This window comes from Candidatus Poribacteria bacterium, assembly GCA_026702755.1.
Taxonomy (GTDB): domain Bacteria; phylum Poribacteria; class WGA-4E; order WGA-4E; family WGA-3G; genus WGA-3G.
The window spans coordinates 16,804-31,609 of the sequence record JAPPBX010000104.1 but is presented as its reverse complement, the minus strand read 5'-3'; the positions used below and the strand labels follow the sequence as shown (position 1 = coordinate 31,609).

Annotated in this window: 13 protein-coding genes; 8 read left to right on the top strand and 5 right to left on the bottom strand. The window is 48.0% G+C overall.

The genetic code is table 11. The features are described 5' to 3' along the window. Positions 1-5: 5 nt before the first annotated feature. Together OXH39_20910 and OXH39_20905 are read right to left on the bottom strand one after the other, a co-directional pair. Positions 6-1,268, bottom strand: coding sequence for an MFS transporter (locus OXH39_20910; GenBank protein MCY3552929.1), 1,263 nt, complete (start codon positions 1,266-1,268; stop codon positions 6-8). 14 nt (positions 1,269-1,282) lie between these two features. Beyond that, positions 1,283-2,317: an isochorismatase gene (locus OXH39_20905; GenBank protein ID MCY3552928.1), complete on the bottom strand. Its 1,035-nt coding sequence runs from the start codon at positions 2,315-2,317 to the stop codon at positions 1,283-1,285. 228 nt (positions 2,318-2,545) lie between these two features. Between OXH39_20905 and OXH39_20900 the strand changes: the two genes are divergently transcribed. From OXH39_20900 to OXH39_20890, 3 genes are read left to right on the top strand one after another with little or no spacing between them, the layout of a single operon-like run. Next, positions 2,546-3,145, top strand: a complete 600-nt coding sequence (locus OXH39_20900) for a hypothetical protein (GenBank protein ID MCY3552927.1) — start codon at positions 2,546-2,548, stop codon at positions 3,143-3,145. Positions 3,146-3,157: 12 nt separating this feature from the next. Beyond that, on the top strand, positions 3,158-3,706 hold the full coding sequence (locus OXH39_20895; GenBank protein MCY3552926.1) for a class IV adenylate cyclase: 549 nt from the start codon (positions 3,158-3,160) through the stop codon (positions 3,704-3,706). A 44-nt stretch (positions 3,707-3,750) separates the two neighbouring features. Next, entirely contained in the window at positions 3,751-3,942 is a 192-nt protein-coding gene (locus OXH39_20890) for a hypothetical protein (GenBank protein MCY3552925.1), read from the top strand. Between the two features lie 125 nt (positions 3,943-4,067). Here the strand turns inward: OXH39_20890 and OXH39_20885 are convergent, their stop codons facing one another. Beyond that, complete coding sequence (locus OXH39_20885) at positions 4,068-5,015, bottom strand: hypothetical protein (GenBank protein ID MCY3552924.1); 948 nt, start codon at positions 5,013-5,015, stop codon at positions 4,068-4,070. Next, positions 4,990-6,552, bottom strand: a complete 1,563-nt coding sequence (locus OXH39_20880; GenBank protein MCY3552923.1) for an O-antigen ligase family protein — start codon at positions 6,550-6,552, stop codon at positions 4,990-4,992. Before OXH39_20880 ends, OXH39_20885 begins: the two co-directional genes overlap by 26 nt. 150 nt (positions 6,553-6,702) lie before the next feature. Here OXH39_20880 and OXH39_20875 point away from each other — a divergent pair, with 150 nt between their 5' ends. After that, a complete protein-coding gene (locus OXH39_20875) occupies positions 6,703-7,899 on the top strand; it encodes a hypothetical protein (GenBank protein ID MCY3552922.1) in 1,197 nt (398 codons plus the stop codon). A gap of 26 nt (positions 7,900-7,925) precedes the next feature. Here the strand turns inward: OXH39_20875 and OXH39_20870 are convergent, their stop codons facing one another. Beyond that, on the bottom strand, positions 7,926-9,125 hold the full coding sequence (locus tag OXH39_20870) for a SpoIIE family protein phosphatase (protein MCY3552921.1): 1,200 nt from the start codon (positions 9,123-9,125) through the stop codon (positions 7,926-7,928). Between the two features lie 276 nt (positions 9,126-9,401). On the opposite strand from OXH39_20870, the gene OXH39_20865 reads away from it, so the two are divergent. The 4 genes from OXH39_20865 to OXH39_20850 are packed head-to-tail and all read left to right on the top strand — an operon-like array spanning position 9,402 to position 14,776. Continuing rightward, entirely contained in the window at positions 9,402-13,700 is a 4,299-nt protein-coding gene (locus OXH39_20865; GenBank protein MCY3552920.1) for an AMP-binding protein, read from the top strand. A gap of 11 nt (positions 13,701-13,711) precedes the next feature. Next, the gene (locus tag OXH39_20860; GenBank protein MCY3552919.1) at positions 13,712-14,392 is read left to right on the top strand and encodes an HAD-IB family hydrolase; all 681 of its coding nucleotides are present in this window, start codon (positions 13,712-13,714) and stop codon (positions 14,390-14,392) included. Continuing rightward, on the top strand, positions 14,383-14,580 hold the full coding sequence (locus OXH39_20855; protein ID MCY3552918.1) for a hypothetical protein: 198 nt from the start codon (positions 14,383-14,385) through the stop codon (positions 14,578-14,580). The genes OXH39_20860 and OXH39_20855 overlap by 10 nt, the downstream gene beginning before the upstream one ends. Then, a complete protein-coding gene (locus OXH39_20850; protein MCY3552917.1) occupies positions 14,570-14,776 on the top strand; it encodes a hypothetical protein in 207 nt (68 codons plus the stop codon). Before OXH39_20855 ends, OXH39_20850 begins: the two co-directional genes overlap by 11 nt. Positions 14,777-14,806: the final 30 nt, after the last annotated feature.

Sequence of the window (14,806 nt, the reverse complement as noted above, 5' to 3'; positions counted from 1 at the left end):
CTCAACTATGTGTTCGCGGGGTCTTGTTCAATAGCGTCCGCATCCGCCTGATACTTCTGTTCATTGAACAACGCGATGAAGGCGATTGCAGCGAGGACTGTTACAACAATCGGTACCATAAAGATTTTTGCCCATGCGTGTCCACCTTCTGCATAAGCGAAGTAATCATGCACACGACCGCTAACAATATGTCCTACCAACATTCCGAATCCGTTCGTTACGAAGAGAAGCAGTGCTTGAGAACTCGCACGAATATCCTTTGAACTGAGGCGTTCTACGGCAATCATTCCACCGACGAAAAAGAATGAATAACAGATGCCGTGCAACGTTTGCGCACCAATAACTAACCACACGGGTTGTCCAATGGCGAAGATGGCATAGCGGACGGGCCACGCAAGAATACCCAAAAAGATAGTAAATCGCATGCCGAACCGGCGCAGACACGGAAATAGCAGGATCATCAACGCGACCTCAGCGACCTGTCCGAGACTCATCGCAAGATTGGCACTGCTTCCTGCTAACTCAACGCCGTGTTCTGCCTCGGTCAGGAACAGGTAGGTCAGGTTGTAATAGAAAGGAAGTTCAATAGCAACGACGAAAGAGATAATCAGGAGTACCGCGAAGTTCCGATTTGAGACGAGGGAGAACGCTTCAAGAAAAGCGTAGGGGTTCTTCGCCTCTTTACTGGGAGGCGTATGGGGCAGCGTCAGGCAGTACGCACCCATAATGAATGAAAGGACAGCTCCGAAGAGAAGGCAATCACCCACGTGTGGAAGGGTTGTCTCTTGCCCTTCCCAAAACCGGAGATACCAACTCAGTAGCCAATTGATTGCGATCCAACCGAGTGTTCCAAAGACCCGGATATTTCCGAATTTATCTGACTGTCCCATGTGGTGGAAGGCAATCGCGTTCGTCAGCGCGATGGTCGGCATATAGAGAACGGCGTGCAGGAAAATCGCGCCCCACATCATCGGAAAGGTCGTCTGTTTCCAGGCAAAGAGGAGGCACACTCCACCGAACAGGTGCGAGATCGCTGCGAAGACTTGTGCTGGCATGAGCCGATCTGCAACCCACCCTGCTATAATCGGAGAGATTATCGAACCGATAGCCGTCGTGCCGAAGACGTAGCTAATCTGTTTGCCAGTGAACCCAAGGTTCTGCATGTGTCCAGCGATAAGCACTGCCCATGCCCCCCAGATGGCGAACTGTAGAAACATCATTCCGGATAGCCGTACATAGGTACCCAATTCTGTCCGTTGATTTTCCATAAAGGGTCTCCTCCTTAAGTCCAATGATCAATCGGTTCTGTTGACTGGACAATGTGCATTCCTGCTTCCGAAAACTCGGCGAAAGCAGCGTCTGCTGGTTCTGTATAGTCTACGACTCCCGGTACAACAACGGGTGAAGTTAAGTCCTCCACCAAATAGATTTTTTTCGCTAACGCAAGATTCGTTTGCTGGATTTCTGTGAGCAGATCGCTGACCGTCCACGCGACACAATGGCTTTTTGCCTGTCCTGCAATAATCACCTGATCGTATCCGAGAAGCATTTGGAGAAAGGGGATGTTTTTTTCTGCAATCGGTTTCCCGTCCGCGTCGTTGAGAACTTCTGGACGCAGGACTGAGTAGTTTTCGGTTAGCGGATTCTGTCCTTTCGTTTCGTAATGTACCTGACTCTTACGGGCAATCGTATGAAAAAAGCAGGCTTCATCAACAGCGGAAACGACAGCGTGTCCAATCCCACCAAGCATCGCATGGTAGGGCCATATCGTGAGCGGATATTTCCCATCCGCAGTAAGCACTTCGACGTAGTGTTGCCCGTAAGCCTCAAGCCATTCATATTGATCTGATTTTCCGGTTACGCTTTCCGAAACAGCAGGATTGACATGCCATCTGCCTGCTTCGATGTCCGCTTGTGTAATCAGTGTCTGTAACGGAGTGGGATGTTCACCTGCATCGTTAATCCAGAAGATTTCGTGGAATATCTGCATCGCTGTATGCGTGTCGAGCGTGCAAGCGATTTTGCTGATGTGCGGTAGATTGCGATAGATAAACTGACACAAACGGATGTTATCTTCTACTGCACCATTTCCGGATCTACCGCCAACGAAGAGTTCATAGTCGGGGATACAGAATGTATTTTGCACATCGACAAGCAGCAGACATGTCCGAAAATCATCCTCAAATGCGGGGTGGATGTCGTGCTCCTTTGCCCACGTTTGCGCCTCGTGTTGGCGTTCTTGATAGGGAATCCGCCAGACTCGGTCTACTTGATCGGTGTTGAAATGTGACGGGAGTGGAGGTTGTGGTGTAGGCATGTTCTTCTATCCTTTTCCGCCGGTGTCTCTATAAGAGGGCTGCGCGATCGTTTGTTGCCACGGTTTCGGTTGTAGACACTGCTTACTGCTTTTCTGTGTTGGAGATTCTATAGTATTTCGCGGTTTTTATCAACAAAAATTGCTTGATATGTGTCCTGAGATGCGGTACAATTAGGTAAAAGAAATTTTCCTGTTAGCATCTTTTGGGGATAGGCATGGTAGGACCAGATGAAAAAATTTTTTAAACCACTCCCGGACTTAGACGAGAGATTGGATCGCGTCAACGATCAGATGCGAAGTGCACGCAGAAGGCTGGAATGGCGGACGAGAGAAGCACGTATCCCGCTTGATATTCAAGAGGATTTCGGCATCTCTGAATTAGAAGGCGATGTGATGCTCGTTTCACGTGATGGTAACTTACATGATAAGGTAAGGAACCTCATTCGCTCCGAGGGCTACGGATGCGATTTTCCAGAGCGATCCTCGGAAGCCATCGGTTTGTTGAAGATGCGCAAATATCAACTGGTCATTGCTGACTACACTCGCCGCCAGCGAGGAAGGCTCTTTGAATATATCAGGAGGTATCAGCCGCATGTCAAAATCGTCTCGATTGTCCGTAATGATCACGAGGGACAACGGGCGATGAGAGCCGGTAGCTACAGTTACCTGTTAGGACGCGGTTTCGACCCTGAGCAGTTGCGCACTTGTCTGATAAGTTCCCTTAAATTAAAGCATCAAACCTGTTGGTTATTGGCACATGGTGAACGTTGCAACCGCTCGTGTGTTGACAACTTCCAATCCGATGAAGATTTTGGAGAAATTGAGTAAGTCCGAATTCACATGGCAACAAATTTAGAATTTAAAGCGCAGTGTCAGTCGCTTGAGAGCCTCTATCCGAGACTTGCAGACTTAAACGCGACACATCGTGAAACCGTCCATCAAGTTGATACGTATTTTTATGTAACGGGGGGAGAAGATTCTTCAATATCAGAAGCCTATGAACCGCGACTCAAATTGCGCGAGATTGATGAGGCGACCGAGGCTTGGCTCATCTATTATGAGCGTCCGAATCATGAAGCGTCGCGTTACAGTCAGTATCAACTCTGTGAAATTGCCGATCCTGAGACCCTCAAAACACTGCTAACTGCCGCGCTGGGTGTCAAGACAATTGTCAAGAAACAGCGAGAACTCTGGATGTTCAATCATACTCGCATCCACCTTGATACGGTTGTGGATTTAGGGCAATTCATCGAATTAGAAACGGTGTTTCAGGAACAAACAGAAGCCGAAGCGATAAATGAACATCACCACGTTAAAGCCATACTTCATTTAGATACTGCCGATCCGGTTGCTGTCTCCTACAGCGACCTCGTTATGCAAAAATCATAACTGATTTCGGTGGGACTTGCCAACGATTGGAGAGATTTATAAAGATGGATAGTTCAACATATCGGAAAATTTTAGAAGGTTACGCGAACGTAGATAGTGCTAAACGGGGTAAACTCTTAAGAATCTATCTACATATTCCGTCATTGCCGAAATTACGAGCTGCCCGCGCGTTACTGATGAAACTAAAAACAGGGCGCGGGAAGGGTTCGTTAATGCGTTTCTCGAACCGAAAATAGCGTAGCATACCGTTGATCGTATAATGCTGAGTTCAATAGTAAGCCAATCGTGTACTTTGAAAGGCGCGCGTTGACAGCGTGCTTTTTTTATTGACGGACTTAACTCTAAGAACACAGTTTACTATTTATAGTCGGGAAAGGACTGACTGCGCCAGAAGTGGGATCATCAACTCGTGGTGTCCAGTGAATGTATAACCCTTACCCCCCATCTCTGTTGGGCGTTTGACGACATTTTCTACGGGGCGATACTGTTGGTTCATGTCGAAATTGGCAGTCGTGAAGTGGGATACCGTATGCCCCAGATTCCGCGCAATCGTCAACGCTTTCAAGAAAACCTCCGGTAGAATCACAGCCGAACCCAAATTTAGCACAACGCCACCACCTTCCAAATCTGTCACTAACGTTGTCAATAACCGGAAATCGGTGAAACTCGCCGCGCCGATAGCTGCACCCCCCGCAGATGGATGCTGATGGATAATATCCGTACCGATAGCGACATGCACCGTGATTGGAACATCGTATTGAACACCCGCAGCTAAGAGACTATACGCATTGTAGGGCGCGCGCATTTCTAACAATTGTTTGCCCAATGCTTCGCCTATTCCGATATCTGTATCTGCGGCGTGCTGAATTGCCTCGTTCATCAATCGTCCGGTTTCCTCCCACATCCCGAACTGTCCCGTCTGAATGTAGGCAGCGACATCTTCAGAGGTTTCGCCGATGAGAGCTATCTCGAAGTCGTGGATACTGCTTGCGCCGTTGAACGCAAACCCGGTAATCACCCCGCGTTTCGCCAAGTCGATTAAAAGTGGACTTAATCCACACTTGATGACATGCCCGCCCATCATCACGATGACAGGTTTTTTGTTTTGATATGCAGCAACGATGTCATCAACCAGTGCCAAAAAATCTTGTCCCTTGAGGATGTTCGGAAGACTCGCTAAAAATGGAGTCAAGTCCATTTCTGATTCTGGGAGCGTCGCGAAGTCCTGAACGGAGACTTTGTTGATGCGATTCTGAAGTGGATAGGTCTTCACGGAAGCCATGTCAATTGGTTTCAAGGATTTCTTCATGTTTTTCGTCCTTAGGCAATTGTATATAAAAGATTATTCCAATAATAAACCAGAAGAGCAATACTGTGCGTTGGTGTAGAATGTTGTCTGCGAGTCCATAAACGAGTGCGGAGATGAGAAATCCACTTGCCCCGATGAAGGTTCCTGTCCCCCAAAACCCATTTGCCTGTCGCATAGTAAAAACCTGTTGACAGATAATTACCACCATCCATAAAAACATCAGAAGCGAAGGGATACCGTGCTCAACAGCGATGTGCAAATAGATGTTATGCGCGTGGTAAGGGATATTATATTGCTCAGGCGGTCCATTGCGTTGATACTCATAGCGAAATCTACCCAATCCGATGCCGGTGAGTGGGTATTTCCGAATGAGTTCCAGTGAGGTTTGCCACCACTGCGGACGTTCTCCCATGAATCCCACTGGATGTTCAATCATCGTCTGGAAACGAGCCTTAATATGCTGCGGCATGACGAATAACGAGGCACTGAGAAGCAGAGCAATTATAGTGAACCCTAACAAGACACGCTTCCACAGGCTGTCTACCGGTCCAAGTTTCCGTAGTGCCCTTACGATGAGATAAACGCCGAGACAAACGGTGGCGACGGTGACGCTTACCCAAGCGGCACGTGTGAGGGTCAATACGAGATTCGCGCTCATCATAATTACGACGACCCCAAGTACTAAAGTTCCCCATAGTGGAATCCGCTGTTCTGGATATTTCCGCCAACTTGCTATAAAGTAGCCTATCACAAATGGGAGGCTGAGGGCAAGGTATGCGCCTAAGTCGTTTGGCATCTTGAAGGTTCCAGTGAGCCGTTGTTCGATCATGTACACCATAAGGTGCGCTTCATTCTTGCGGACCACGTAACGTCTCTCTCGCGCTGGATCATCAATCCTCCATTCGCCTGATTGCTTTGAAGCCACAAACAATGCAGTTTGGGAGAGCGGTACGTTGCATTCTCGCAATTCGGCGCGTAAGTCATCAGATATTTGTAAATTTGGGGCTTCGCCAGCATCAAGTTCCTCCTGAAATTGTAACCCAATCCGTCCCATAAAATCAATCGCTAAGCGATTATCGTTTGCGTAATACCAGAGTCCGAGCGTGGAAGAGATTCCAGCCGCAGCGATAAAAACGATAACGACATGTCGCCATCGGATACCCAAGTGGCTGTGAATAACGGCATAAAAGAGCAGAACCGCTCGGAGGTGTTTCCAAAAATAACCGAGGCTACTGGTGGCAGGGTGTGGTGCGAGGAGGGAGGCGATCAACGCCAATCCCAGAAACAACGCAATTGGAATATCAAGCGATGTACGCTGCCAACCGAGTTTCCATTCTGAAACCATTCGTCCCACCCATCCCAATAGCACAAATGAAAGCCCGATGTTGAGGAATGCTGTCGAGTAGCCGAACGGCAGGGCAAGCACAAAAATCAGGAATCCGATGTAAATAGCAGCGTTAAAGATTTCTGCCGATGTCCATCGTGAATCTTTTAGGCTTGTAATCTGTGCAAAAAACGGAAGTTTCAATCCTGACATAACATAGAACGACACAAAAAATGCTTGAAAATTCAACGGAGATATAATACAATATCTATATAAAATTCGCTGGTTAAGAACATCAAGTTTATGGAATTAAGGGTTTGATTTCATCTGACCGTGTCTATGATCTTTAAAGGGGATTCCACCATGCGCTTTACATACAACCTCATTGCTCTATTATTAGGGTTTTGTTTTATGGGATTGCTTTTCACGCCAACTACGTCTGCGTTTATTGAGCGCGAGTATACGATCCGTGAAGTCCTTGATGCTTGTACGAACATCGTTTTCGGTGAAGTAAAGAGCGTTGACAAGGGGCGTTTGCGAGGCGTTGTTACCGTCCAGAAAGATGTCAAAGGAAAAAGCGAACTCAAGGAAATCAAGATGAACTTCGCTACCGGGCATTACAAACGGGGTACCTCCCCAGAAAAGATGGTCCGACTCCTCAAACCGGGGATGCCTATCATCGTTTTCTATCGTGAGCATTACGGTATAGATAGCATGTGCTTTATTGATAACACATGGTTTCAGATGCGTGCGTATCGCGGTGGATATGGTGGCTCTTGGTGGACCTTCACGCATATTGATCCGATGATGTCACGGACCTTTGATGGCAAAACGAAGGCGTTCCAAAAGATAGTTGTTGACATGTTAGCCGGTAAAATGTGGGTTGCCGCGCCAAAAGATGCCGTAAAAGTTCTCGTCCTGACGGGAAACAGCACACATCCCACATGGAGTCAAACGCCTGTTTATACAAATACTGCTACGTATGAATATCAAGCAGTACGTTCGGTAAAGGAGGTTGGCAAACGCACTGTTGCCCACGAACCTACCAAAGAACATAAGTTGCCGCAGCTGGAGAACGCGGATATTTTGTGGATCGGATACGAAGAAATCTCCAGTTATGGTCACTATCTCCTTTCTGGTGAAGTAGAAAAAAAGATTAAAAACTTTGTGAAAAAAGGCGGTATTGTTGTCGTTACGGGACAGGACAGTAGTGCCGAAAAGCCTTGCGGTGTCGGGTGGTTGCAGGGTAAGCTGAAGGGTGTTGAAAGCCCGCCGACCCAACATTTCGCCGTTACTGAAAAGGGCAAGTCTCTCTTCTCTATCCCGAACGTGATTGCGTCTGGCAAAATCTTTATTGATGATGCGTGGGTAGACTGGGACCGGAAAGATGAGATTTTTGCGACGACCAAGGACAACAAGGAACTCGTTGTTGGCGCGAGACGGTATGGCAAGGGATTATACATTATTACCAGCCTTCGCAACGATAGCCAATATACAACTTCTATGAACAAAGCACTCATGGAAAATATCATGCATTATGCTGTCAGCCAGCTTAAGTAGGAAATTTTTACACGGACGATTCATATCTATAGGAATTTCGCCACGACCAACGTAATGTCATCATTGGCACTCTCGTCTTGCTGGTGTGCTTGAAGGTCAGATAGAATCTCCGTTTTTATTTCTTCGGGTGACAAATGGCGTTTTTGTGAGATGAGTGCTTTGAAACGTTCAAATCCGTACATTTCGGCGTTAGGATTGAACGCTTCGGTAATGCCGTCTGAATAAAGGACAAGCAAATCACCCGGATGCCATTCGATCTCGGTGCTGTAATATTGTGTTGGTGTCTCGGACATTGAGATACCGACGGGTAGAAACGCAGATTCTAACTCAAGTAGGTTGCCATTTTCATCGTTAGTGCTGTTCTGCTCCGCGCGATAGAGAAGCATCTGTGGGTGACCGGCATTGGCGAATTCCAACCGATTGTCCGGGTGAATGATCAGATAACAGCAGGTCATGTAGATAAAGGCTTGCGCATCCTCTTCTGTGACTCGAGTAATGGCTTTCATAACTTCCGGTACAGAAGCGTCAAAGCGGATCTGCGTTTGCAAACAACTTTTGGTCATCGCTGCGACCATTGCTGAATGATAACCGTGCCCCATAACGTCACCGAGGAAGATTGCAACACTGTTGTCGGAGAGTTCCAGATAGTCGTAATAATCGCCGCCGACGGTGTTCGCTGGTCGGCAATATCCGGCGGAACGAACACAAGGGTGTGCGATTTCTTTGTCTGGTAGGAGAGACTTTTGGACTTCAGCGGCGAGCCGCATTGATTCTTCCTGTGCAATCTCTTTGCGGATGGCACTCATCTGAATTTCAAGGTCGCGTCGGATTTTATCGTTCAAAACCCGAAACATCCCACTACCAATCCGCGGTTCTCGCGCCATAGCGTTGTAAAAGTCGTGTCTGGTGATTCTCAGGAATTGCGTAGGTTTCACCGTTTTTACTGTGGCACTTCGCGGTTTGTTGTCAATCAAGGCGATTTCGCCGAGGCAGTAACCTTTCTCATCAAAGAACAACACCTCTGTCCCAGCCTTGATAATGCTGACTTCACCATCCACCAACAGATAGAGAGAATCGCCTTCGTCCCCCTCCTCAAATAGCGTTGAATCGGCGGGATACGCAACTTCGCTCGTAATGTGACAGACCGCTTTTAATTCGGCTGGTGGGAGTTCTGCAAAGAGTTCCGTCTTTTTTAAAAATTGTAACTTATCTTCTTCTGCTAACATTGTCAATTCAGCCTTTGACTTTTTATAGAAAATGTGTTATCTTTAATAGGATGTTTTGGCTTATAAACCGCGTTTTAGGTGATTTACCGAAAGATTAGACGAAATTCATAAATGGAGTTCTGCCGAACGCCTTGTATCTTTGCAAACACCCTGTCAACGAGCGGATGGATTTCTTAGCCGAAAAGGTCAAGAGAAAAACACCGGTTCACACAGAAGTGTGCTCGAGTTACTAACGAATATTCTAATATTTTTCAAACTTTATGTCAATAACTGATTATGCCAATAACTGATTTTTTTCGGGGGAAAGTTCTGTTCATTACCGGCGGTACCGCATTTTTGGGGCAACCGATGGTGGCGAAAATTTTGACCACACTTCCCGATGTTGAAAAAATTTATCTGCTCATCCGAAGCCGTACGGATACTGCTGGGAAACACGCTTCTGCTCAGGAACGCTTAGAAAATGAACTTCTCACCTCAGACGTTTTCGCCTCCCTCCGGCGTTTGCATGGTGCAAATTTTGATGCATGGGCGAAGCAGAAACTGGCTGCTGTCGAGGGTGAACTCACTGATGAACGCCTCGGATTCAATGATCTTGAGTATCAACAACTTCAGGACGAAGTCGAGGTCTGTATTAACATCGCTGGACTCGTGCAATTTGATCCACCTTTTGATGATTCTCTGTGGGGAAATGCGCTCGCTGCCAGACACGTCATCAATTTCGCAAAAGGCTGTCGGGATGCCGTGTTTCTCCATGTTTCGACAGCATACGTATGTGGTGACAATCCGGGGCGAGTTCCCGAAGAACTGCCGCTGCCATACCCAGAGTACGCGGCACAACATCGGGAAAAGACCGGAATGGCTATTCCAGAGACGCTCTCCGAGGAAATCGAGGGGCTGCTTTCTTTGAGTACTGCGATCCGTGCTGAAGCCGATTCACCCGAAAATCTGGCGCGCTTTCAGCAGGAAGCAGAACAGGAAAGAAGAGGCGCGGGATCGCGTAAAAAACTTGAGGCGCACGTTGAAGAATTGAAGGTAGAATGGCTTGAGAATCGTTTGGTCGAAGAGGGGTTGAGGCATGCCCGTTCACGCGGGTGGAACGATACCTACACCTATATGAAATTCCTCGCCGAGCAGGTAGTTATGGAATTGCGGGGTGAGCTGCCAACGGCTATCGTACGCCCCTCAATTATTGAGAGCAGCTTTGATGAACCTGAACCCGGTTGGCTCGGTGGGTTTCGGATGTCCGAACCTCTGATTGTCGGTTTTGGCAAAGGACGGCTGCCCGATTTCCCTGCTGATCCAGACATAGTTCTCGATATTGTCCCCGTTGATTTTGTTGTGAACGCTATGCTGGCAGCTGCTGAGGCAACAGCAAGACGCGGTGGTATTGAGGTATATCACGTGGCGACGGGAACACAGAATCCTCTCTATTTTCGGGATATTTTTGAGGCGACCTACGAGTATTTCACTGAATACCCGATGTTGGAAGATGGGAAGCCGATCCCTGTACCGATCTGGAAATATCCGAGTTTAGAGGAGTTTCAACGGAAATTAGATAGCCGGATGCGTTTGGCGGATCTTGCCATTTGGACGCTTGGTAAACTCCCAATACGCGCTGCGAAGCGGAAACGTCGTCAGCTTGCCCTTAAACAGAGCGGCATCAAGACACTCCTGCATTACATCAGAATCTATGCCCCTTACACGCGGACCAACTTTGAATTTGAAACGGAAAAGACGCGCGGGCTTTACGACGCACTTTCACCGACAGAACAGCAACGTTTTAACTTCGATGTCTCAAGGATCCATTGGAAGCGGTATTTTCAAGAGATTCACATTCCCGGTATCAAACGGCATGTGTTGAAAATTGAGGAGAGCGGCGCAGCGGACGATATGGAGGAGTCTTCCTCTACAAAACCGAGGAAGACGGGTTCGCAAGATGAATCGGAGGAGTCTGCTGCGTCCCCTGAATGGATCAACCCAAAAACAATCGTAGATCTGATTAAGATACAGGCATCTCGCATTCCAGATAGAATTGCACTGCAGATGGCAAACGAGGACGGGTGGGAAGAATACACATACTCGGAGACCTATACGTTGTCGCGTCAAGTCGCTTGGCAGCTATGGCAGAGCGGTTTGCGCAAGGATGACCGGGTGGTCCTTGTCTCTGAAAATCAGCCTGAATGGTGTATTGTCTACCTCGCCGCTGTCCAGATTGGTGCTGCTGTCGTGCCTCTTGACGCGCAAACACCTGCCCACGAAATTTCAGCAATCGCTGAGTTTACCACTGCGAAATCAATTTTAGCGTCTGAAAGCGTATTAGAAAAATTCGGCGCGGCGTTATCAACCTCGGAAGTCCTTCTACAGAACATCAATAAGAACTGCGAGATTGTGGGTGCTGACCGGACAGCGGAGGATGCCTCAACCACCGATATTCCAACCGATTTCCCGAATGTAGAGGTTTCACCAGACACAGTCGCATCAATTATCTTCACTATGGGTACGACTGTGGAGGCAAAAGGGGCGATGCTCACACACGGTGGTTTTATATCCAACGTACAAGCAGTAGCGAAAGCACTCCCACCAACAGACACAGAGCGAATTCTGTCAGCACTCCCGTTGTATCACGCCTTGAGTTTCTCATGCAGTCTGTTGATGGCACTTTACAGTGGTACAACAGCAATTTATGTCAATGCGCTCCGCCCTACAACACTTTTAAAGACAATGCGTGAGGCAAAGACGACAGCATTTATCGGTGTTCCGCGCCTTTTTCAGATGCTCCAAGGCACGATTGAACGGCAAGCGACGAGAGAAGACACACCGGGTGAGACATTGGCGGAAAAAGCACAGACTGTCATGGGTGGGCAAATTCGTGTCCTTGTGAGCGGTGGTGCCTCGCTCTCCGACGCGATTTACGACGGATTTCAAAAGTTTGGAATGACGCTTTACCAAGGCTATGGAATGACAGAAACGGCACCTGTGCTGAGTGTCAATCCGTATCTAAAAAGCAAACGCGGATCCGTGGGGCCAGCAGTGGAAGGTGTGGAACTTAAGATTGAAAGTCCGGACGGTGAGGGTATCGGCGAAATCATCGCTAAGGGACCGAGTACAATGCAAGGCTACCATCGGAACCCTGATGCCACAGAGAAGGCTATCCGCGATGGATGGCTCTATACAGGCGATTTAGGGTATATGGACGCGGATGGCTATCTCTATCTCACTGGGCATTGCAAGGACATTATTGTTCCTGCCTCTGGAAAGAATATCTATCCTGTCGAACTGGAAGCACTCTATGGGGATAACCCGGCTATCTCCGAAATATGTGTCGTAGGTATTCCATACGAAGATGGGTCGGATACGGCTGTCCACGCTGTAATTGTGCCGGCAATGTCTGATGAAACAACAAAGACGGAGATTCAAAACCACCTCCAAGCACGGGCGAAGCAGTTGCCGAGTTACCAGCAATTTCACAAATCTCATTTATGGGACAACCCGCTACCGAAGGGTGCGGATGGCACGATAGATCGCCAAAGTCTAAGATGCAGCTTGGAGGCGCATATTAAAAATATGGCAGACCTTCAGGAGGCTTCAGAAACGGATGTAGAAGGGGCAACACCGAGAGAAGATATACCGGAAGAGATCCTCTCTACCCTCGCGCGGTTAGCGCGCATGCCCGCACACCAAATTCAGCCGGAAAGTCGTTTGGATACCGATCTGGGACTTGACTCCCTCACGCGACTTGACCTGTTGTTAATTCTTGAATCCAGACTCGGTGGAACAATTCCAGATGCACTTCTCGCCAATTTGGAGACTGTTGGCGATGTCGTTAAGTTAATTGAGACCTTTCCCACAAGAGCTGCGGCGGAAACAGAGGGTTTTCATGAAGACAAGAAACCGGAACTTAGACAGGTGCCGCGATGGTACGCACGCGCCTTCCGTTCCGTGATCACTGGTATCTATAGGCGTTATTTTTCGTTGAAGTGTTATGGGCTTGAGCATATCCCGCAAGGCAAACCTTATATCATTATGCCAAATCACACCAGTCATCTTGATACACTGACGGTGATTTCTGCGCTCGGAACGAAGGCGTATCAACTTTGGACGCTCGCCGCGCGGGATTATTGGTTTGCTACCCGTCTCCAAGGTTGGTTTGCTCAAACGTGCCTCAACGCACTTCCGATAGAGCGGGAAGGCAATTTCGCCGAATTCCTACAAGACCTCCGGGCAGCGAATGAAGTGATGGTGCAAAATAACGGCTTACTGATCTTTCCTGAGGGGACACGCTCGCTTGATGGTGAACTTCAGCCTTTCAAACAAGGGGTGCTTAGTTTGCTTATCTACGGTCCCGATGTTCCGGTTATACCGGCTTATATTGAAGGCACCTATCACGCGTTGCCGAAAGGGCGGAACTTGCCCAAGAAACACCCCGTTCGCATCGTTTTTGGGGAGCCGCTTACTTTTCCACGCGAGCGTTGCGAAAGCCAAATTGACCCCGATAGATACCAAGAATTTTTAGAATTGGCACAAAACCGCGTCGCCGAACTTGGGGCAACGCTGAGAGGACAGGAAAACGCTTAGGAAATTTTATCATGTCGGATCCCAACCCGAAAAAGACAGTCGCATTTTTTGATGTAGATGGCACCCTGTTGAAATCCACGATCGTGCATTACTACATCTGGATGCGCTCTGCACAGATTCCATTCCTGCTAAAATACTTGTGGCTCATCGGTTTCCTCCCGAAGGTTGTTTATTACTTGATTTTGGATAGGGTGAGTCGCCCGCGTTTCAATCAGGTATTTTATCGTAACTATCGTGGGATGAATGTTGCCGATATTAAAGAATTAGCCTTGAGAATGTTTGAGGCTTACCTTCGCCCCAAAATTTTCTCCGAGGCGGTATCGCAAGTGCAGGAACACAAGGAGCAAGGTACAGCCGTGGCTCTCGTAACGGGATCGCTCGATTTTATTGTCCAACCGATTGCGGACTACCTCACCGTTGATTTCGTCCTGGCACCGCAACTTCGAGAAAAGGACGGGAAATTCACAGGTGAACTGACAACCGATCCACTCATTGGGAAAGAGAAGGCGAAAGCGATCCAAACTTATGCGGAGCAACACGAAATTTCATTGGAAGAGAGTTATGCTTACGGCGATAGTCAATCCGATCTACCGATGTTGGAATGCGTTGGAAATCCGGTCGTTGTGAATCCAGGAAAAGCACTTCGTGAGAAAGCACTTAAATCTGGTTGGGAGATGCATGAATGGCTGTAACGGCTATCAGCAGTCAGCCATCAGCCGTCAGCCGTTCGTGTGGCAGTTATTCCACACAAACCTCTATAAGAAACTTAAAGGACAATGCCAGCAGTTTTGCTCTGGATAGTGCTCTCTTGCTGAGAGCCGAAAGCCGATGGCTGATAGCCATTCCACCACTAAAAAAGGAGAATAATTATGAATGTTAGGCGTTATTTAGAATCCATGTCCGAACCGCAGGACACTATGTTTGTTGAAATTGAGGATAGGCACCGGTTTACCCGCCGCGGCGACGATTGGCTTAAATTCCGTGAAGATCTGATTGAACTCTTGGAACAGACGATTTCTGAGGATTTGTCGAAGGAATTCGCAGAAGCGACAGAGGATTGGATTTCGGAGGGTTAACATCCTTTTCGCTTGCAGCAAGAAATATCA

Bases quoted from the DNA above. Each gene is read 5' to 3' on its own strand.
- OXH39_20900 (MCY3552927.1), top strand. From the start codon at position 2,546: ATGAAAAAATTTTTTAAACCACTCCCGGACTTAGACGAGAGATTGGAT.
- OXH39_20905 (MCY3552928.1), bottom strand. From the start codon at position 2,317: ATGCCTACACCACAACCTCCACTCCCGTCACATTTCAACACCGATCAA.
- OXH39_20860 (MCY3552919.1), top strand. From the start codon at position 13,712: ATGTCGGATCCCAACCCGAAAAAGACAGTCGCATTTTTTGATGTAGAT.
- OXH39_20875 (MCY3552922.1), top strand. From the start codon at position 6,703: ATGCGCTTTACATACAACCTCATTGCTCTATTATTAGGGTTTTGTTTT.
- OXH39_20855 (MCY3552918.1), top strand. From the start codon at position 14,383: ATGGCTGTAACGGCTATCAGCAGTCAGCCATCAGCCGTCAGCCGTTCG.
- OXH39_20890 (MCY3552925.1), top strand. From the start codon at position 3,751: ATGGATAGTTCAACATATCGGAAAATTTTAGAAGGTTACGCGAACGTA.
- OXH39_20850 (MCY3552917.1), top strand. From the start codon at position 14,570: ATGAATGTTAGGCGTTATTTAGAATCCATGTCCGAACCGCAGGACACT.
- OXH39_20880 (MCY3552923.1), bottom strand. From the start codon at position 6,552: ATGTCAGGATTGAAACTTCCGTTTTTTGCACAGATTACAAGCCTAAAA.
- OXH39_20865 (MCY3552920.1), top strand. From the start codon at position 9,402: ATGCCAATAACTGATTTTTTTCGGGGGAAAGTTCTGTTCATTACCGGC.
- OXH39_20870 (MCY3552921.1), bottom strand. From the start codon at position 9,125: ATGTTAGCAGAAGAAGATAAGTTACAATTTTTAAAAAAGACGGAACTC.
- OXH39_20895 (MCY3552926.1), top strand. From the start codon at position 3,158: ATGGCAACAAATTTAGAATTTAAAGCGCAGTGTCAGTCGCTTGAGAGC.
- OXH39_20885 (MCY3552924.1), bottom strand. From the start codon at position 5,015: ATGAAGAAATCCTTGAAACCAATTGACATGGCTTCCGTGAAGACCTAT.
- OXH39_20910 (MCY3552929.1), bottom strand. From the start codon at position 1,268: ATGGAAAATCAACGGACAGAATTGGGTACCTATGTACGGCTATCCGGA.